This is a genomic window from Streptomyces cupreus, from assembly GCF_014257025.1.
Classification (GTDB): Bacteria; Actinomycetota; Actinomycetes; order Streptomycetales; family Streptomycetaceae; genus Streptomyces; species Streptomyces cupreus.
In genome coordinates this window covers 178,889-195,381 of record NZ_JACMSF010000002.1, presented here as the reverse complement: position 1 = coordinate 195,381, position 16,493 = coordinate 178,889, and the positions used below count along the sequence as shown (strand labels likewise).

Genomic DNA, 16,493 nt, shown 5'->3' with positions numbered 1-16,493 from the left:
AACGAACTGTTACTCCCTGCCGCCGAAGGCCGCCAGCGTCCGCTCCAGCGCCGGCAGCGCCCGCACCACCCGCTTCGACCTGATCAGCAGATCCCACGCGGGCTCGAACTTCTTCCACCCGCCCGCGTACGCGAGATGCCGCAGCCGCTCATGCGTACCGGGCTGAGCACCGGCGCCCCGCCAGATGTTGGACCAGCGGTAGAAGTCGCGGTACGCCCGCCAGTAGCCGTCCTCCAGCTGACGTGGCGTCATGCCCTTGGGCCGGTAGACGACATGACGCGTGTCGTACAGATCCCAGTCCCGGTGCACGATCCGGTCCTCGGCCTCCAACTGCTTCCACAGCCCCGTCGACGGATACGGCGTCATGATGTGGAAGGTCGCCGTCTCGATCCCCTGTTCCACCGCCCAGGCCACCGTGCGGTCGAAGACATCGGGCCCGTCCTGGTCGAGCCCGAAGACGAAACTGGCGTTGACCATGACCCCGGCGTCATGCAGGCGCCGTACCGCCGCCGCGTAGTCGGTGCCGATGTTCTGGTTCTTGCGGCGCTCGGCGAGGTTGGCGTCGTTGACGGTCTCGAAGCCGACGAACAGACTGCGCAGCCCCGCCTCCACCGCACGCTCCAACAGGTCCGGTTTCAGTACCGAGTTGACCGTCCCGGCCGCCTGCCACAGCCGTCCCATGCCCTTCATGCCGTCGAACAGGGCCTCGGCGAAGCGGCGGTTGCCGAGCAGATGGTCGTCCAGGAAGTACAGGTGCCGGCCGGGGAGGCGGTCGATCTCCGCGAGGGCGTCGTCGACGGTCTGGGTGTAGAAGGACTTCCCGCCCTCGAAGAAGGCGTCCTTGTAGCAGAAGTCGCAGTGGTGCGGGCAACCCCGGGAGACGACGATCGAGTTCGGCACCAGATAGAGGTGACGCTTGATCAGGTCCCGTCGTACCGGCGGAAGTCCGGCCAGGGTCCGCTGCTGCGAGTCGTAGCGCCGCGCGGGGACGCCGTCGCGGAAGTCCTTCAGGAACAGCGGCCAGGTGTCCTCCCCGGGGCCGGTGAAGATCGTGTCGGCGTGGGCCGCCGCCTCCTCGGGCAGCGAGGTGACATGCAGGCCGCCCATGGCGACATGGACGCCCCGGGCGCGGAAGTGGTCGGCTATCTCGTAGCTGCGCCGGGCCGAGGTGATGTACGGCTGGATCACCAGCAGGTCTGGGGTGTCGAGGGACTCCAGGTCGATCCGCTCGACGTGCTCGTCATGGAGGGTGACCTCGTCGTCGGGATCCAGGTAGCCGGCCAGGGTGGCGAGGCCGAGCGGCGGGAACAGCGAGTACTTGATGGGCCGGAACAGGGGGCTCGTCGCCTCGGTCAGGGCCGGGAGGATCATCGTCACATGCATGACAACCGAGACTGTGTTCACCCTGTGGCCGGTTCCCTACCCTTCGGCCGCCGCCCGCAGAGCGTCCAGCACCGGGCGGATCAGCGGGTGCTCCTCGGCGCCACGGCGTACGGCCGCGAAGACCCGGCGGGTGGGCGCGACCCCGTCGACCGGGCGCACGACCACCCCGGTGAGGTCCATGCCGCGCAGCGCCGAGCGCGGGACCAGGGCGACGCCCGCGTCCGCCGAGGCCAGCGCCACGACCGCGCGGAAGTCGTCCGAGGAGTGTTCCAGGCGTGGCTGGAACCCGGCGCTCTCGCAGGCGAGGACGACCACGTCATGGCAGGGGTTTCCGGGGTACGGCCCGATCCACGGGTCCTTGGCCAGTTCCCCCAACGGCACCTCGGCCGCATCGGCCAGCCGGTGGGTCATCGGCACCACCGCGTCGAAGGGCTCCGCGTACAGCGGGACATGGCTCAGCCGGGGGTCGTCGGCGGGTGGGGCCCCGCGGTACTCGACGGCCACCGCGATGTCGACCTGCCGGTCCAGCACCATCGGCAGGCTGGCGTCGCCCTCGGCGTCCTGGACCCGGATCCTGATGCCGGGCGCCGACTCGGCGAGGCGGGCCACGGCCGGGGCGACGACCTGGGCGATCCCGGTCGCGAAGGCGGCGACGGTGACCGTGCCGGCCGCCCCGGAGCCGTAGGCGGCCAGCTCCGCCTCGGCGCGCTCCAGCTGGGCGAGGACGGCGTTGGTGTGGCTGAGCAGGATCTCACCGGCCGGGGTGAGCCGTACGCCCTTGGCGCCGCGCTCCACCAGGCGGTGGCCCGTCTCCTGCTCCAGCGCGGTGAGCTGCTGCGACACGGCCGAGGGCGTGAGGTACAGCGCGGCGGCAGCCGCCGTCACCGTGCGATGGTCGGCCACCGCACGGAGGATGTGGAGCCGCCGCGCTTCGATCACCAATCGATTCTCTCAGGTCAGCCGGCCAGCTCCGCCCGGGCGGCGACGAAGGCGTCCACGGCCCGGTTCACGTCCTCGGTGGAGTGTGCGGCGGACAGCTGCACCCGGATGCGGGCCTGGCCCTGCGGCACCACAGGGTAGGAGAAGCCGATCACATACACACCGCGCTCCAGCAGCAGCTCCGCCATCCGGCCGGCGACGGCCGCGTCACCGATCATCACGGGCGCGATGGCGTGGTCGCCGGGGAGGATGTCGAAGCCCTCCTCGGTCATCCGACGGCGGAACAGCGCGGTGTTCTCGTTCAGCCGGACGCGCAGGTCGTCGGCCGACTCCAGCAGATCGAGCACCTTCAGGGAGGCCGCGGCGATGACCGGGGCGAGGGTGTTCGAGAAGAGGTACGGCCGGGACCGCTGCCGGAGCAGGGCGACGATCTCCGCGCGGGCCGCCGCATAGCCGCCGGAGGCGCCGCCGAGGGCCTTGCCGAGGGTGCCGGTGATGATGTCGACGCGGTCCATGACGCCGTGCAGCTCGGGGGTGCCACGGCCGCCGGGGCCGACGAAGCCGACCGCGTGGGAGTCGTCGACCATGACCATGGCGTCGTAGCGGTCGGCGAGGTCGCAGATCTCGGCGAGGGGCGCCACATAGCCGTCCATGGAGAAGACACCGTCGGTGACGATCAGCCGGCGGCGCGCCGACTGGGCCTCCTTCAACTGGGCTTCCAGATCGGCCAGATCACGGTTGGCGTAGCGGAAGCGGCGGGCCTTGGACAGCCGGATGCCGTCGATGATGGAGGCGTGGTTGAGGGCGTCGGAGATCACCGCGTCCTCAGGGCCGAGCAGGGTCTCGAAGACACCGCCGTTGGCGTCGAAGCAGGAGGAGTACAGGATCGTGTCCTCCTGCCCGAGGAAGGCCGAAAGCCGCGCCTCCAGCTCCTTGTGCACCTCCTGCGTGCCGCAGATGAACCGCACGGACGCCATGCCGTAGCCCCAGCGGTCCAGCGCCCGGTGGGCGGCGGCGATCACCTCGGGGTGGTCGGCCAGGCCGAGGTAGTTGTTGGCGCAGAAGTTGAGGACCTCACCGGGGCGGCCGCCCGCGCTGACGTTGACGGTCGCGGACTGCGGGGTGTCGATCACGCGCTCGGGCTTGTGCAGACCGGCGGCGCGGATCTCGTCGAGGGTGGCGCGCAGGTCGTCGCGCACGGAGTCGAACATCGAAAAGGCTCCTAAGGGGGTTACGCGGTCCAGTCGAGGATGACCTTGCCGCCACGGCCGCTCGCCGCGTCGGCGAAGGCCGACTCGAAGTCGCGGTAGTCGTACCGGCCGGTGATCACGGGGGTGAGGTCGAGGCCGGCCTCCAGCAGGACGGACATCGCGTACCAGGTCTCGAACATCTCACGGCCGTAGATGCCCTTGATGGTGATCATCGAGGTGACGATCCGGGCCCAGTCGACCGCGAACTCCTCGGCGGGCAGGCCGAGCATCGCGATCCGGCCGCCGTGCGTCATGTTGGCGATCATGTCGCGCATGGCCTCGGGGCGGCCGGACATCTCCAGGCCGATGTCGAAGCCCTCGCGCAGGCCCAACTCCCGCTGTCCGTCGGCGATCCGGGTCTCCGCCACGTTCAGCGCCAGGCTCACGCCGACCTTGCGGGCCAGGCCCAGGCGTTCCTCGCTGACATCGGTGATGACGACATTGCGGGCACCCGCGTGCCGGGCGACCGCGGCGGCCATCAGACCGATCGGGCCCGCGCCGGTGATCAGGACGTCCTCGCCGACCAGCGGGAAGGACAGCGCGGTGTGCACGGCGTTGCCGAACGGGTCGAAGATCGCGGCGACATCGAGGTCGACCGGGACCCGGTGCACCCAGACGTTGGCGGCGGGCAGGGCGACGTACTCGGCGAACGCGCCGTCGCGTCCGACCCCGAGCCCGACCGTGGCCCGGCACAGATGACGGCGTCCGGCCAGGCAGTTGCGGCACTTGCCGCACACCAGATGGCCCTCTCCGCTGACCCGGTCGCCGGGCCTGATGTCGGTGACGTCCCGGCCGGTCTCGACGACCTCGCCGACGAACTCGTGGCCGAGCACCAGCGGGGTGCGGATCGCCTGCTGCGCCCAGCCGTCCCAGGACCGGATGTGCAGATCGGTGCCGCAGATGCCGGTGCGCAGCACCTTGATGAGTACGTCGCCGGGTCCGACGGCGGGCTCCGGGACGTCCGCGAGCCACAGCCCGGGCTCCGCCTTCTCCTTGACCAGCGCCTTCACGCGTACGGCTCCTGAGGGGTACGACCCCGGGTCCGGGCATGCCGAAGGCGCCCGCAACCGGGGAGAGGAGTGGAATCGCCCAGCAATCTGCCGTACGAAGCCGTCCCCGGTCCATCGAGGATTTCTTAAGCGGAGCCGCAGATCTCCTTCACACCGGGGCCCGTAAGACCCCCCACGCCCCCGCGACACCAGCGACAATGAACGCGGGACACCGCCCGGCCGACGCCTCTGGAGCCGCTCATGAACACCGCACGGGATCTCGCGATCGTCGCCCTGGAGCCCAGTCGCTCCGTGGAGCAGGGCGACCTCTCGCTCGCGCTCGCGGGAGCCGAGGTGCTGGACCTGGTGGCGGCCGGGGCGCTCACGCTGGACGACGACCGCCTCGTACCGGGCCCGAAGTCGGCGACGGGTGACCGCCTGCTGGACGAGGCCACCGCGTCGCTGGTCCGGCAGGAGCCCTTCGAGACGATCGAGGACTGGCTGTGGCGCCGGGGCCGCGAGCTCTCCTCGGCCTACGTCGACGATCTGGAGAAGATCGGCCTGACCGCCCGTAGGCGCGGGCCCCGTTTCCCGTTGCGGTCCGGACGGGCCGTGCCCGTCGAGTCCCCGGCCCGCAGCCGCGCCGAGGAGCGCCGGGCGTCCGGCGAGCCCGTCCTCACCGCGCTGGCCGCGGCCGTCGGCATCGAGGACGAGACCGCGCCCCCCGAGAACCTCACCGACGACACCGTCACGACCGTGCTGGCCGCCGTGGGCCACGCGGTGATGGAACTGGAGGCGGTACGGCAGCGGCGGTCGATCGAGGACGCCGCGTTCGACAACGTGTGGCGGGGCTTCTAGATCAACGACCCGTCTGGATCAACGACCCGTCTGGATCGGCAGCCCGTCGCCCTCCCGTCGCTCCAGCCGGGCGACGAGATCCGCGGCCGACGCCTTGATCGTCTCCAGGCCCGGCCTCCCCCACGGCCGTGGCTCCACGTCGACGACGCACACGGTGCCGAGCACCATCCCCGTACTCTCGATCAGCGGTGCGCCGAGATAGGAGCGGATGCCGAACTCGTCGACGACGGGGTTGCCCGCGAACCGCGGATAGTCGCAGACGTCCTCCAGGACGAGCGCCTTGCGCCGGACCACCACATGGGGGCAGAACCCGTGGTCGCGCGGCAGGGTGCGGCCGACTTCCGGACTGGTGCCGTCGCCCTTCACGAACAGTGCGGCAGCCGGAAGGTGCAGGCCGGCGAAGAACTGCCGGTTCTCGTCGATGAAGTTGACCATGGCGTACGGCGCCCCGGTCACCTCGGCGAGAGCGTCGGCGTAGGCGTCGAGGACGGGCTCCGTCCGCTCCCCGAGGCCGAGTCGGCGCAGCCGGTCCGCTCGGGCGGGTGCCTCCTTGTCCTCGGGCGTGAGCAGCAGTCGACCTGCCGGGCGGGGCGGGTCGTAGCTCATCGGCGCACTCCATCGATATGGGCGTACTGCATAGGCGGGCTCCGTGGGGTGTGCGGGGATCACATATGGGCGCCGTGGCCGGTCGCGGGGGCCGGGGCGTGCGCGATGAGGTGTTTGACCAGGGTCAGCAGGGTCTGGACGCCCGAGCTGGAGATCCGGGCGTCGCAGCGCACGACGGGGATCCCGGGGTCGAGGTCGATGGCGGCGCGCACCTCCTCGGGGTCGTAGCGGTAGGCGCCGTCGAACTCGTTGATCGCGAGGATGAAGCCGAGGCCGCGCTGTTCGAAGAAGTCGACGGCGGCGAAGCAGTCCTCCAGGCGCCGGGTGTCGGCGAGGATGACGGCGCCGAGCGCGCCTTCGCAGAGCTCGTCCCACATGAACCAGAACCGTTCCTGTCCGGGTGTGCCGAACAGGTACAGCACATGCTGGGGGTCGAGTGTGATGCGGCCGAAGTCCATGGCGACCGTGGTCTCGACCTTGTTCTCGACGCCGTCGAGATTGTCGGTCGCGGCGCTGACCGTGGTGAGCAGCTCCTCGGTGCTGAGCGGTGCGATCTCGCTGACGGCGCCGACGAAGGTCGTCTTGCCGGCCCCGAACCCGCCCGCCACCAGGATCTTCAGCGCGGTGGGGAAGGGGTCGGTGCCGCCGTCGTAGTCAGAGCTGTCGTCGTAGTCCATCGAGCACTGCCTCCAGAAGAGCCCGGTCAGTGGGGTTGTGGTGGAACTCGGGGGGCTTGGTGGTGAGCGCCCCGCAGTCGACGAGGTCCGACAGCAGCACCTTGGTGACTGCCGCCGGCAGCTTCAGGTGGGCCGCGACCTCGGCGACCGAGACGTGGGCGCGGCACAGGTCGAGCGCCTCCGTGTGTTCGGGGCCCAGATAGCCGAGGGGGGTCGCCCCGGTGGCCATCACCTGGGAGATCAGGTCGAGGGCGACGGTGGGCCGGGTCCGGCCGTTGCTGACCGTGAAGGGGCGCACCAGTCGTCCGGCCGCGTCGTCGAGCCAGGGCCCGTCGCCGGCCGCCGCCACGCTCAAGGCCTCGACGCCGACGGTTCGACGGTGTGCTGCCGGGGTGCGGTCACCAGGTAGGGGCGGACGCTCTTGACCAGCATCGCCATCTCGTAGCCGAGGACGGCGGCGTCGGCGTCACGTCCTGCCAGTACGGCGAGACAGGTGCCGGATCCGGCGGTGGTCACGAACAGTAGCGTCGAGTCGAGTTCGACGACGACCTGGCGGACGTCTCCGCCGTCGCCGAAGCGGACCCCGGCGCTGCGGCCGAGGGAGTACAGGCCGGAGGCCAGGGCCGCCATGTGGTCGGCGCTGTCCGGGTCGAGGCCGTAGACCGACTTGACGAGCCCGTCGCAGGAGAGGAGCACCGCACTGTTCGTGTGCGGTACGCGCTGCACGAGGCCGCTCATCAGCCAGTCGAGATCGGATGCATGGCCGGTCGGCGCTTCGCTCGCCATGGTGGATCGACTCCTTGAGGTACGAAGGTCTGACGGAGCGCTGGGGGTGGGGGTGGGTGCGTGCCTGGTCATCCGGCTGATGCGCTCCCGTCGTGCCGGTTGGTGTGCTCGGAGCGGGACAGGTGTGCGGGGCGCGCCTCCGGTATGCGCGCCGGGGTCACGTCCGCCTCCATGAAGTCCGCGGTGAGGGCGTCGGAGCCGAGCTGGTCCGGATGCTCCGACTCCAGGTGCTGCTGTGCCTCGGCGAGGCCGATCCCGCGTTGGAAGGCGGCCATCAGTCCGGGGTCGTGTCCGGCGAGGTGCTCGGGTTCCTGGCGCGGCGTGGGACCGTCGCGCAATTGGGGGGCGATGTGTTCCTGGGCGCGGCGCCGGGGCAGTTGGGGCCTGCCCATGGTGCCGCGCACGGCGCCGGAGCGCGGGGTGGGCGGGGCGACGGTGTGCTCGGCGACGACCGCCCGGTCCTCGGGCCTGATGCCGGGCACGGCCTCCGCGATGTTGCGCCGCGCCTCCTGGGCGCCGCGCACGGGCAGCGGCACGGGTCCGACGCCGTTGGCCATGGGCGCCGCGGCCCGCGGGTCCGGCCGCTGCGGCGCGGTCGGCGAGGGGGGCGGCACGGCCGACTGCGGCTGCGGTACTTGCGGGGCCCCGGCTGCCTGGGCGCCGCCCGGCCCGGTGCCCAGCAGCCCCTGCGGTACGACGAGTACGGCCTGTACTCCGCCGTAGATGTTGGTCTGGAGCCGGACGTTGATGCCGTGCCGTCGGGCGAGCTGGGAGACCACGAACAGGCCGATGCGGCCGTCGGCGAGCAGGCTGGCGACGTTGACCTGGTCGGGGTCGGCGAGCAGGGCGTTCATCCGCTCCTGTTCGCCGACCGGCATGCCGAGTCCGCGGTCCTCGACCTCGACGGCGAGCCCCGAGGTGACGAGGTTGGCGCGCAGCAGTACCTGGGTGTGCGGGGCGGAGAACACGGTGGCGTTCTCGACGAGTTCGGCGAGCAGGTGGATGACGTCGGCGACCGCGTGTCCGCGCAGGGTGCCGTCGATCGGCGGCACGAGCTTGACCCGGGAGTACTGCTCGACCTCGGCGATGGCCGAGCGCAGCACCTCGGTCATGGAGACCGGGTTGCTCCACTGGCGGCGCGAGACGGCGCCGCCGAGGACAGCGAGATTCTCGGCGTGACGGCGGATCCGGGTGGCGAGGTGGTCGACGTGGAAGAGGCCCTTGAGCAGGTCGGGATCCTCGATCTCGTTCTCCAGCTCGTCGAGGATGGAGATCTCGCGGTGCACCAGCGACTGCAGGCGCCGCGCCAGGTTGACGAAGACCTCCAGCTTCTGTTCGCTGCCTGCCTGACTGGACAGTTGGGCGGCCTTGACGACGGCGGTGACGGCTCCGTCGTGGGCGCGGGCCAGGTCGGCGGCGAGCAGTTCGAAGTCGTCGGCGTCCTCCGGCGGGCCGCTGCGTGGCTTGCGCCGGGGCGGGCTGTCGCCCCGGCGCAGCGTTTCGACGAGGGCGCGCAGATCGGCCTCGCCGCGGGCGCTGCTGTGGCGCAGGGCGCCGACGCGCTCGCTCACGGAGCGGGCGGTGCGGTCGGCGACCACGGCGGCGATCACCATGGCCGACAGGGCCACGGCGACCGCGCCGGCGAGCATCCCCCACAGGGTCAGACTCGGCCGTGCGCCGGTGGTGCGGACGGTGAACAGCACGGCCGCGCAGGCGGCGAGGGCGACGGCGACCGGCGGCAGCACGGCGAGCCGGAGGAGCTGCGGCCGTATGTGCGTCTCGGGCAGCGCGGGGGTGGGGCGAGCGACCGGCCGTCCGTGCCGCCCGCCCTCACGGCGGTCTGCGCGTGCGGCCGGTGCGCGGAGGTGAGACATCGGTGTCCTCGTACTGTCCGTCGGGCGTGCCGCCGGGCCGGAGCGCGGGCGGGGGCGGCCTGTTCCACACGACGCCCGGCTCGGTCTGCGCGTCGGGCGTGCGCCATCGCGGTGTCGGTCGAGAGAGCCGAAGAAAACGGCCCTGCGTCGCCCGACGGACACTGACAGTAGTCGCCAACGCATCATGTGCGGTGGGCAGTTGACAAACTCATACACGGAGCGTCCGGCTCTGGTATGAGGGCCCGTACGGGAGATCGACAGCCGACGGCAGACTCCGCTCCCGAACGACAAGACTTCGATCACACCTGATTGGAAGCGGTCTCGGGCGAACGGCGAGGGCCGGGGCGCCACGCGCTCCCCGGCCCTCGCCGTTCGCCTTTTCTCCGACTGCGGTCAACCTGCCGATGCCGTTTTCACACTCTCGGGGGTTCTGGCCCGACTGTCACCGGCGGTGTCGGCGACGGTGTGCCCTGCTTCAGCGACACCGCCGACTCACGGGGGGAGTGCGACGCCAGCTTCCGAGCAGGTCCGCCGGGACGGGAGCTTTCGCCGCTGCTCTCCGGGTCAGTAGCGCGGGTCGGGCCGGGAACGGACCCTGGGAGTATGGAAGAGGTTCTCGCGTATGCCGCCGCGGGCCTGGTCGGGCTGTCGAGCGCTGCTGACCTGCTCGGCAGTGCTCTTGCTGATCGCCGGCCTCGCCTGAACATTGCTCAGACCCATGGCGTATGAGTCATCTCCCGAGGATCTGGTCCGAGCGGCGCGGGCCGTGGGGGTGACGGACGAGCGGCTGCTCGATGCCGTCCGGGGCATCCCGCGGGCGGAGTTCGTCCCCGCCGAGCACGTGGCGTCCGCCTACCGGGACACGCCCGTACCGCTCCCACACGACCAGGTGACGACCCAGCCCTCGCTGGTGGCCATGATGGTGTCCGCGCTCGGCCTCACCGGAGGCGAACGCGTCCTGGAGGTCGGCACCGGCTACGGCTGGCAGACCGCGCTGCTGGCCCGTCTCGCCGCGTATGTGGTCAGCGTCGAACGCTGGCCGGACCTGGTCGAGGAGGCCCGCTGCCGGCTCGGCGGACAGGGCATCGAGAACGCCGCGATCGTCCTCGGCGACGGAACCCTCGGTGTGCCGGACCGAGCTCCGTATGACGCAGTCATCGTCTGCGCGGCCTTCCCCGAGGTACCGGAGCCGCTGGTCGCGCAGCTGCGGACCGGTGGCCGGCTCGTCCAGCCCATCGGCCCCGGCGGACGGGAACAGGTCGAGCTCTACGAGCGGCGGGCTCACGGCCTGGTGCACCACTCGACGGTCACGCCGGCCCACTTCGTCCGCCTTTACGGGGCGCATGGCTACGATCAGCACGATCAGCGCTGATACGTGCCGACCAGGGCGCCGACGGCCAGCTTCTTGCCCTCGACCGCACCAGCCAGCCAGAACACCCGAACCGCGGCGTCCACACGCCGAGCGCGCGCGAAGACGGCAGTGTGTCCAGGATGGCAGTGTGCCGACAAGGATTCTGCTCGAAGGGCGCCCGGGCATGGGCAAGACGACCGCCATGCGGCGGCTCGCGGCGCTGCTGCGCACGCGCGAGGCGGTCGGCTTCACCACCGAGGAGATCCGGGAGGCCGGTACCCGGGTCGGTTTCGCCCTGGAGACACTGACAGGCCGGCGGGCCGTCCTCGCCCACACCGGCTTCCCGGGCCCGACTCGTGTCGGACGGTACGGCGTCGACCTGAGCGTCATGGAACGGCTGGCGGCCCCCTCGATCCAACCGACGGCGGCACCCGGTCGGCTCGTTCTCATCGACGAGCTCGGCCGGATGGAACTGGCCTGCACCCCGTTCCGGGACGCGGTCCAGGCGTTGTTCGACTCGGACGCGGACATCGTCGCCACGGTTCACGCGGGCCGCGACCCGTTCACGGACGCCCTCGGACAGCGGCCCGACGTCGAGGTCGTCCACCTCACCCCGGCCAACCGGGACAACCTGCCCGAAGCCCTCGCGGCCCGGCTGGAGCACAGGGGCCCTGATGAACCGTCCTCCGCCTGACAACCGGCTCCCAGGACGTCCGGGCAGCAGAAACCGATCTCCACCTCGGTCTGTGCAGCGGGCTCAGGGATCGCGACGCACTCGACGTGACAGGTGAACTCGGCAAGGTCGTCGCCGATCGACCTTACGGCTCGCCCGCGAGGTCGAGATCGCCGCTGCGCGGCTCGGTCGCGGCCTCGGCACGCCGGGGGCGGCGCCAGGGGTGGTTGAGGGGCGCGGAGACGGATCGCCACCAGGGCTGGACGGGCAGCAGTCCGGCGGGCTCGAAGGGCTCGCCGGGCCGGGGGAAGGCGGCCGCCTGGCCGGCCTCGTCGGCCGCGTCCCGGGTCCACTCCCCCGGCTCCGCCCACGCGTGCGGGGCGAGGTTGAAGGTGGCCCAGTGGATCGGCAGCAGCACGCCGTGCGGCTGTCCGCCCTGCAGGTCGAGGTGGGCGCGCATGCCCTCCTCGGGCGTCATGTGGATGTCCGGCCAGAATTCGGCGTACGCGCCGATCTGGATCATCGTCGTGTCGAACGGGCCGTACTCGGCGCCGATGTCCTTGAAGCCCTCGAAGTACCCGGTGTCACCGCTGTGGTAGATCCGGTGCTCGGAGCCGGCGACGGACCAGGAGGCCCACAGCGTGTGCTGGGTGTTGCGCAGGCCGCGCCCGCAGAAGTGCCGGGCCGGGGTGGCGGTCAGGGTGAGCCCGCCGATCTTGGTCGACTCGTGCCAGTCCAGCTCGCGCAGCCGGTCGGCGGAGACTCCCCAGTGCTCCAGGTGGGCGCCGACGCCGAGCGGTACGGCGAACACGGTGTCCGTGCCGGCCAGCGTCTTGATCGAGGGCAGGTCCAGGTGGTCGTAGTGGTCGTGCGAGATCACGACCACGTCGACAGGGCCGAGCGCGGCCAGCGGCAGCGGCACCGGGTGCAGCCGCTTGGGTCCGGCGAAGGAGAACGGGGAGCAGCGCTCGCCCCACACGGGGTCGAAGAGCACCCGGTGCCCGTCGATCTCCGCGAGCACGCTGGAGTGGCCCATCCACGTGATCCTGAGTCCGGTGGCGGGCGGGTGCGCGAGGTCGGCGAGCGTGGTGGCGTGCACGGGCACGGTGCCCTGGGGGGACCTGCGCGGTCGCTCGTCCTTGGCGAAGAAGACCTTCGCGAACTCCAGCATCGAGCCGGAGGGCCGGGTCCGGGCGACCCCGCCGGGGTTCTGGAACACGCCCTCCTTGAAGTGGGGCGATCTACGGATGCGCGCCAAGCGATCGCCCGTCGGCTCCGCGCCGAAGGCCGCCGGCTCCAGCGTGCGGAGCACGGAGCTCAGGGAACGGAAACCGGTCACGGTACCTCCATGTGGAGTCGTCGAGGCATCCCATTATGGTCGGCTCCTCCGACAACTACGTCAGCCCGTTCCCTACTGAAGATCCGTTCAGCACATTGACAGTGCCGGCGTCCGCTCAAGATACTGACCGGTTATTCAGTAAGGAGCTCCTTATGGCCACCCCCCTGCTGTCGCTCACCTGGACCGATGACGTCACCAGCCGCCAGGGCTTTCTCGTGATCGACCGGCTGGTGCGCGGGGTGTGCAGCGGCGGACTGCGGATGCGTGAGGGCTGCACCCTCGACGAAGTCACGGGGCTCGCCCGGGGCATGTCCATGAAGGAAGCGCTGCATTACGACCCGGAGGGCCGCTACATCCCGCTCGGCGGCGCCAAGGGCGGCATCGACTGCGATCCGCGCGATCCTGCGGCGTACGACCTGCTCGTGCGCTATCTGCGGGCCGTACGGCCGTACGTCGAGAGCTTCTGGACGACGGGCGAGGACCTCGGGCTCAGCCAGGACCTGGTGGACCGGGCGGCCGCCGAGGCGGGCCTGGTGTCGTCGATCCAGGCCGTGTATCCGCTGCTCGACGACGAGGTCGCCGCGCGGCGGCGGCTCGCGGACGCCTTCGCCGTGGAGGTGGACGGCATCGGGCTCGACGAGCTGGTCGGCGGCTGCGGGGTGGCGGAGTCGGCGCTCACGGCCCTGGACCGGGCCGGGGTGCCGTACGCGGGCACGCGCGTGGCCGTGCAGGGGCTCGGCACCATGGGCGGGGCCACGGCACGGTTCCTCACGCGCGCGGGGCTGACGGTGGTGGCCGTCGCCGATCTCAAGGGCACCGTCGCCAACCCGGCGGGCCTGGACATCGAGAGCCTGCTCGCCGCGCGGGACGCGTACGGCACCGTGGACCGCGCCGCGCTGCGCCCCGGTGACCGTGAACTGCCGGGCGACGCCTGGCTGTCGGCGGACGCGGAGGTGCTGGTGCCGGCGGCCGTGTCGTACACCGTCGACACCGTGAACCAGGAGCGGATCACCGCCCGCTGGATCGTCGAGGCGGCCAACATGCCGGTGCTGCCCGAGGCGGAAGCGCTGCTGGCGGCGCGGGGCATCACCGTGCTGCCCGACGTCGTGGTCAACTCCGGGACGAACGCATGGTGGTGGTGGACCCTCTTCGGCGACATCGGCCCGGACCCGGCCGAGGCCTTTGCCCACACCCGCCGCTCGATGCGCGCCCTCACCGAGCGGCTGCTGTCCCGCGCGGAGGCCGACGGAACGACCCCGCGCGCGGCAGCCCACGCCATCGCCGCCGACCGACTGCCGGTGATCGCGGAGCGGTACGGCCGGTACCGGTGAGCGCGTGCCCGGTGCATCTGTCTTAGGGTGAGCCGCGTGGCGAGGGTGCGGTTGAGTGTGGCGGAGCGGCGTGAGGAGTTGCTGCGGGCCGCCATCGAGCAGATCGAGGCGCGGGGCGTGGCGGCGGTCAGGATCGCCGACGTGGCCTCGGCGCTCGGCGTGAGCAACGCCCTGGTGCTGTACCACTTCTCCACCAAGGAGAAGCTGGTCGCGGCCGCCTTCGCGTACGCCGCCGAGGACGACCTGGCCCATCTGCGCAAGCTGCTCGGGCGCCGGACGACCGCGCTGCGCCGACTGCGCGCGGCGGTGCGCTGGTACGCGCCCACCGGCCAGGCCAAGGGCTGGCGGCTGTGGATCGAGGGCTGGGCGGCGGCGCTGCGCGAACCGGCGCTGCGCGAGGTCACCCAGGCCCTCGACACGGAGTGGAAGGCGGCCATCGCCGAGGTCATCGCCGAAGGGGTGGCCGCGGGCGAGTTCCACTGCCCCGACCCGGTCGGCGCCGCCCTGCGTCTGACGGCCCTGCTCGACGGGCTCGCCGTCCAGCTGACGTCCTACCGCGGCGCACTCTCACGCGCGCGTGCGCAGGAGTGGGCCGACGAGGCGCTGGCCCGCGAACTCGGTGTGGAGCGGGAGGCGTTGACCACGTCGGCGCGGTGAACACCGCAGTCAGGCAGGCCCGTACACCGCCGTGACCCTGACGTCGTCCTGGATCTCGCCGGCGGCCGCCTCAGACCGCCGACTCGATCCGCATCTTGATGTCGTCCGGCGACAGGCTGCCCTTGGCGGTCACATGGTCGCCCGACGACTCCCCGCGCAGCCGTCGTCCGATCCACGGCACCAGGTATTCGCGCGCCCAGTGCACATCGTCCCGCCGGACCTCCAGCGTCCCGCGCGGCGGCAGCGGCGGCCAGGGCTGGTCCGGGTCGGCCGGCACCTCCATGCCGAGGACCTGGCCCGCGCGCAGCGCCACGCGCGTGTGCCCCTCGGGCGACAGATGCAGCCGGTCGTCGTCCCAGGCACGCCGGTCCTGCACGGTCTTGAGGGACCACAGGTCGAGCACCGGGCAGCCGTACCGGTCGGCGATGGAGCGCACATGCAGGTTGTACGTGGCGATCTTGCCGCGCAGATGCTTGAGCACGGGCACGCCACGGGTGTCGAAGCCGGTCGTCACCATCACGGTGCCGACCGCCTCGGTAAGCCGGGCGACGGCCCGCTCGAACCGCTCGGCGACCTCGTCGGGGTCGGTGCCGGGCCGGATGATGTCATTGCCGCCGGCGCAGAACGAGACCAGGTCCGGGGCGAGTTCGAGGGCCCCCGGGAGCTGGTCCGCCACGATCTGGTCCAGCAGTTTGCCGCGTACGGCCAGGTTCGTATAACTGAAGTCGCCCTCGGGCCGACGGTCCGCGAGCAGCACCGCGAACCGGTCGGCCCAGCCGACGAACGCCCCGTCCGGGCCGGGGTCGCCGACGCCCTCGGTGAAGCTGTCCCCCACCGCCACGTACGACCCGATCACTGCCCTGTCGTCACTCTTCGAATCGTCTGCCACGTCGGCCCATGATTCACCTTCGAATGTGACCTACGCGACCGTAGGCAGGGGTTGACGGACGGTGAGATAAGCCACTGATAAAGCCTTCACCAACTCCGGAATAGACCTCGGATCAACGCTGTTGAGGCAGCGACCGCCACACCCGGGACCCGCTGAACAGGAAGTGGCTCCAGGTCGTACGGAAGGCGAAGTGCCCACCCGTGTACGGCTCGGGGTCGGTGTGGTCGAAGACGAGCCGCCCGTTGTTCCACCACTGGACGGTCGAGCCGTCGGAGACGATCCGGACCCGGTGCGGCTCGTTCGGCACCAGCAGCGGCTCGGTGTAGTCGTGGATGTGCGGGCGGACCCCGGCCTCGCCGACGTACCGGCGCAGCCGCGTCGTGGTGTTGTAGTTGGCGCCGAAGCCGGAGTAGTACGTCTTGAGGTAGTCGTACTCGGCCAGCGCCCCACCCCTCGGCGTGGCGAAGATGTCGCCAGGGGAACGGACATCGACGGCGTTCCAGAAGTTGTTGAGGTCGGCGACGCGGTCGTTGAGCCCGCCTGCGGAGACCGGCGTGGCCGTGTACTCCAGGACGTACGGGCCTTCGAGCCTCTCCCGGAACCAGATCGTCGCCCCCGCGGGCACGTCCACTTCCAGGGTGCCGCGGGCGGCGGTGACACTGCCGCCCTTCTCCAGTTCCACGAACCATTGACCGAGACCGTGCCGGAAGTCGTCGCGGGCGAGGAGGCGGCGGCGGGGCGAGGCGCTCGCGGCGGCCGCGGGGGCGAAAGCCGCCAGGGCGGCGAGGGCGCCGAAGGCTCTGCGGGTGGCCATGGGACAGGGCTCCTTCGGGTGATCGGCTGCAGAAAGCGCTTACCCCGCCCGGAGCCGTACAACACCGAAGGCCGGAC

Annotated in this window: 18 protein-coding genes; 6 read left to right on the top strand and 12 right to left on the bottom strand. The window is 71.4% G+C overall.

Annotated elements, in window-relative coordinates; all coding sequences use genetic code 11:
* Nucleotides 1-9: 9 nt before the first annotated feature.
* From H4N64_RS02695 to tdh, 4 genes are read right to left on the bottom strand one after another with little or no spacing between them, the layout of a single operon-like run.
* The gene (locus tag H4N64_RS02695) at nucleotides 10-1,383 is read right to left on the bottom strand and encodes a B12-binding domain-containing radical SAM protein (RefSeq protein ID WP_186280431.1); all 1,374 of its coding nucleotides are present in this window, start codon (nucleotides 1,381-1,383) and stop codon (nucleotides 10-12) included.
* 36 nt (nucleotides 1,384-1,419) lie between these two features.
* Nucleotides 1,420-2,322, bottom strand: coding sequence for a LysR substrate-binding domain-containing protein (locus H4N64_RS02690; protein WP_186280430.1), 903 nt, complete (start codon nucleotides 2,320-2,322; stop codon nucleotides 1,420-1,422).
* 17 nt (nucleotides 2,323-2,339) lie between these two features.
* Nucleotides 2,340-3,533 carry a glycine C-acetyltransferase gene (locus tag H4N64_RS02685; protein WP_186280429.1) on the bottom strand — a complete coding sequence of 398 codons (1,194 nt, stop codon included), beginning with the start codon at nucleotides 3,531-3,533 and terminating at the stop codon, nucleotides 2,340-2,342.
* Between the two features lie 20 nt (nucleotides 3,534-3,553).
* The gene (tdh, locus tag H4N64_RS02680) at nucleotides 3,554-4,582 is read right to left on the bottom strand and encodes an L-threonine 3-dehydrogenase (protein ID WP_186280428.1); all 1,029 of its coding nucleotides are present in this window, start codon (nucleotides 4,580-4,582) and stop codon (nucleotides 3,554-3,556) included.
* 240 nt (nucleotides 4,583-4,822) lie between these two features.
* On the opposite strand from tdh, the gene H4N64_RS02675 reads away from it, so the two are divergent.
* Complete coding sequence (locus H4N64_RS02675; protein ID WP_186280427.1) at nucleotides 4,823-5,419, top strand: GOLPH3/VPS74 family protein; 597 nt, start codon at nucleotides 4,823-4,825, stop codon at nucleotides 5,417-5,419.
* Between the two features lie 18 nt (nucleotides 5,420-5,437).
* Here H4N64_RS02675 and H4N64_RS02670 read toward each other — a convergent pair whose 3' ends face one another.
* The 5 genes from H4N64_RS02670 to H4N64_RS02650 form a co-directional block, all read right to left on the bottom strand.
* Nucleotides 5,438-6,025 carry a GAF domain-containing protein gene (locus H4N64_RS02670; protein WP_186280426.1) on the bottom strand — a complete coding sequence of 196 codons (588 nt, stop codon included), beginning with the start codon at nucleotides 6,023-6,025 and terminating at the stop codon, nucleotides 5,438-5,440.
* Between the two features lie 59 nt (nucleotides 6,026-6,084).
* Entirely contained in the window at nucleotides 6,085-6,702 is a 618-nt protein-coding gene (locus H4N64_RS02665; protein ID WP_186280425.1) for a GTP-binding protein, read from the bottom strand.
* Nucleotides 6,680-7,051 (bottom strand): DUF742 domain-containing protein, encoded by a 372-nt coding sequence (locus H4N64_RS02660; protein WP_186280562.1) that lies wholly within the window; start codon nucleotides 7,049-7,051, stop codon nucleotides 6,680-6,682. Before H4N64_RS02660 ends, H4N64_RS02665 begins: the two co-directional genes overlap by 23 nt.
* 2 nt (nucleotides 7,052-7,053) lie before the next feature.
* Nucleotides 7,054-7,488, bottom strand: a complete 435-nt coding sequence (locus H4N64_RS02655; protein ID WP_186280424.1) for a roadblock/LC7 domain-containing protein — start codon at nucleotides 7,486-7,488, stop codon at nucleotides 7,054-7,056.
* Between the two features lie 68 nt (nucleotides 7,489-7,556).
* The gene (locus tag H4N64_RS02650; protein WP_186280423.1) at nucleotides 7,557-9,362 is read right to left on the bottom strand and encodes a sensor histidine kinase; all 1,806 of its coding nucleotides are present in this window, start codon (nucleotides 9,360-9,362) and stop codon (nucleotides 7,557-7,559) included.
* 603 nt (nucleotides 9,363-9,965) lie between these two features.
* Here H4N64_RS02650 and H4N64_RS44765 point away from each other — a divergent pair.
* The 3 genes from H4N64_RS44765 to H4N64_RS02640 all read left to right on the top strand — a co-directional run bounded on the left by H4N64_RS44765 (nucleotide 9,966) and on the right by H4N64_RS02640 (nucleotide 11,407).
* Nucleotides 9,966-10,091 carry a hypothetical protein gene (locus H4N64_RS44765; protein ID WP_260859507.1) on the top strand — a complete coding sequence of 42 codons (126 nt, stop codon included), beginning with the start codon at nucleotides 9,966-9,968 and terminating at the stop codon, nucleotides 10,089-10,091.
* A complete protein-coding gene (locus H4N64_RS02645; RefSeq protein ID WP_186280422.1) occupies nucleotides 10,081-10,734 on the top strand; it encodes a protein-L-isoaspartate(D-aspartate) O-methyltransferase in 654 nt (217 codons plus the stop codon). Before H4N64_RS44765 ends, H4N64_RS02645 begins: the two co-directional genes overlap by 11 nt.
* Before the next feature lie 127 nt (nucleotides 10,735-10,861).
* Nucleotides 10,862-11,407 (top strand): nucleoside-triphosphatase, encoded by a 546-nt coding sequence (locus tag H4N64_RS02640; protein ID WP_336246620.1) that lies wholly within the window; start codon nucleotides 10,862-10,864, stop codon nucleotides 11,405-11,407.
* A 124-nt stretch (nucleotides 11,408-11,531) separates the two neighbouring features.
* Here H4N64_RS02640 and H4N64_RS02635 read toward each other — a convergent pair whose 3' ends face one another.
* Nucleotides 11,532-12,725, bottom strand: coding sequence for an MBL fold metallo-hydrolase (locus H4N64_RS02635; protein WP_186280420.1), 1,194 nt, complete (start codon nucleotides 12,723-12,725; stop codon nucleotides 11,532-11,534).
* Nucleotides 12,726-12,877: 152 nt separating this feature from the next.
* Between H4N64_RS02635 and H4N64_RS02630 the strand changes: the two genes are divergently transcribed.
* Together H4N64_RS02630 and H4N64_RS02625 are read left to right on the top strand one after the other, a co-directional pair.
* A complete protein-coding gene (locus H4N64_RS02630) occupies nucleotides 12,878-14,056 on the top strand; it encodes a Glu/Leu/Phe/Val dehydrogenase dimerization domain-containing protein (protein ID WP_186280419.1) in 1,179 nt (392 codons plus the stop codon).
* Between the two features lie 36 nt (nucleotides 14,057-14,092).
* Nucleotides 14,093-14,713 (top strand): TetR/AcrR family transcriptional regulator, encoded by a 621-nt coding sequence (locus H4N64_RS02625; protein WP_336246619.1) that lies wholly within the window; start codon nucleotides 14,093-14,095, stop codon nucleotides 14,711-14,713.
* 70 nt (nucleotides 14,714-14,783) lie between these two features.
* Here H4N64_RS02625 and H4N64_RS02620 read toward each other — a convergent pair whose 3' ends face one another.
* Complete coding sequence (locus H4N64_RS02620) at nucleotides 14,784-15,569, bottom strand: GDSL-type esterase/lipase family protein (protein ID WP_186280560.1); 786 nt, start codon at nucleotides 15,567-15,569, stop codon at nucleotides 14,784-14,786.
* Nucleotides 15,570-15,714: 145 nt separating this feature from the next.
* Nucleotides 15,715-16,416 (bottom strand): DUF6250 domain-containing protein, encoded by a 702-nt coding sequence (locus H4N64_RS02615; RefSeq protein ID WP_186280418.1) that lies wholly within the window; start codon nucleotides 16,414-16,416, stop codon nucleotides 15,715-15,717.
* Between the last annotated feature and the right edge of the window lie 77 nt (nucleotides 16,417-16,493).

Coding starts and splice junctions, on each gene's coding strand:
- H4N64_RS02675 (WP_186280427.1), top strand. CDS start 4,823: ATGAACACCGCACGGGATCTCGCGATCGTCGCCCTGGAGCCCAGTCGC.
- H4N64_RS02630 (WP_186280419.1), top strand. CDS start 12,878: ATGGCCACCCCCCTGCTGTCGCTCACCTGGACCGATGACGTCACCAGC.
- H4N64_RS02665 (WP_186280425.1), bottom strand. CDS start 6,702: ATGGACTACGACGACAGCTCTGACTACGACGGCGGCACCGACCCCTTC.
- H4N64_RS02670 (WP_186280426.1), bottom strand. CDS start 6,025: ATGAGCTACGACCCGCCCCGCCCGGCAGGTCGACTGCTGCTCACGCCC.
- H4N64_RS02615 (WP_186280418.1), bottom strand. CDS start 16,416: ATGGCCACCCGCAGAGCCTTCGGCGCCCTCGCCGCCCTGGCGGCTTTC.
- H4N64_RS02655 (WP_186280424.1), bottom strand. CDS start 7,488: ATGGCGAGCGAAGCGCCGACCGGCCATGCATCCGATCTCGACTGGCTG.
- H4N64_RS02645 (WP_186280422.1), top strand. CDS start 10,081: ATGGCGTATGAGTCATCTCCCGAGGATCTGGTCCGAGCGGCGCGGGCC.
- H4N64_RS02650 (WP_186280423.1), bottom strand. CDS start 9,362: ATGTCTCACCTCCGCGCACCGGCCGCACGCGCAGACCGCCGTGAGGGC.
- H4N64_RS44765 (WP_260859507.1), top strand. CDS start 9,966: ATGGAAGAGGTTCTCGCGTATGCCGCCGCGGGCCTGGTCGGGCTGTCG.
- H4N64_RS02685 (WP_186280429.1), bottom strand. CDS start 3,533: ATGTTCGACTCCGTGCGCGACGACCTGCGCGCCACCCTCGACGAGATC.
- H4N64_RS02695 (WP_186280431.1), bottom strand. CDS start 1,383: ATGCATGTGACGATGATCCTCCCGGCCCTGACCGAGGCGACGAGCCCC.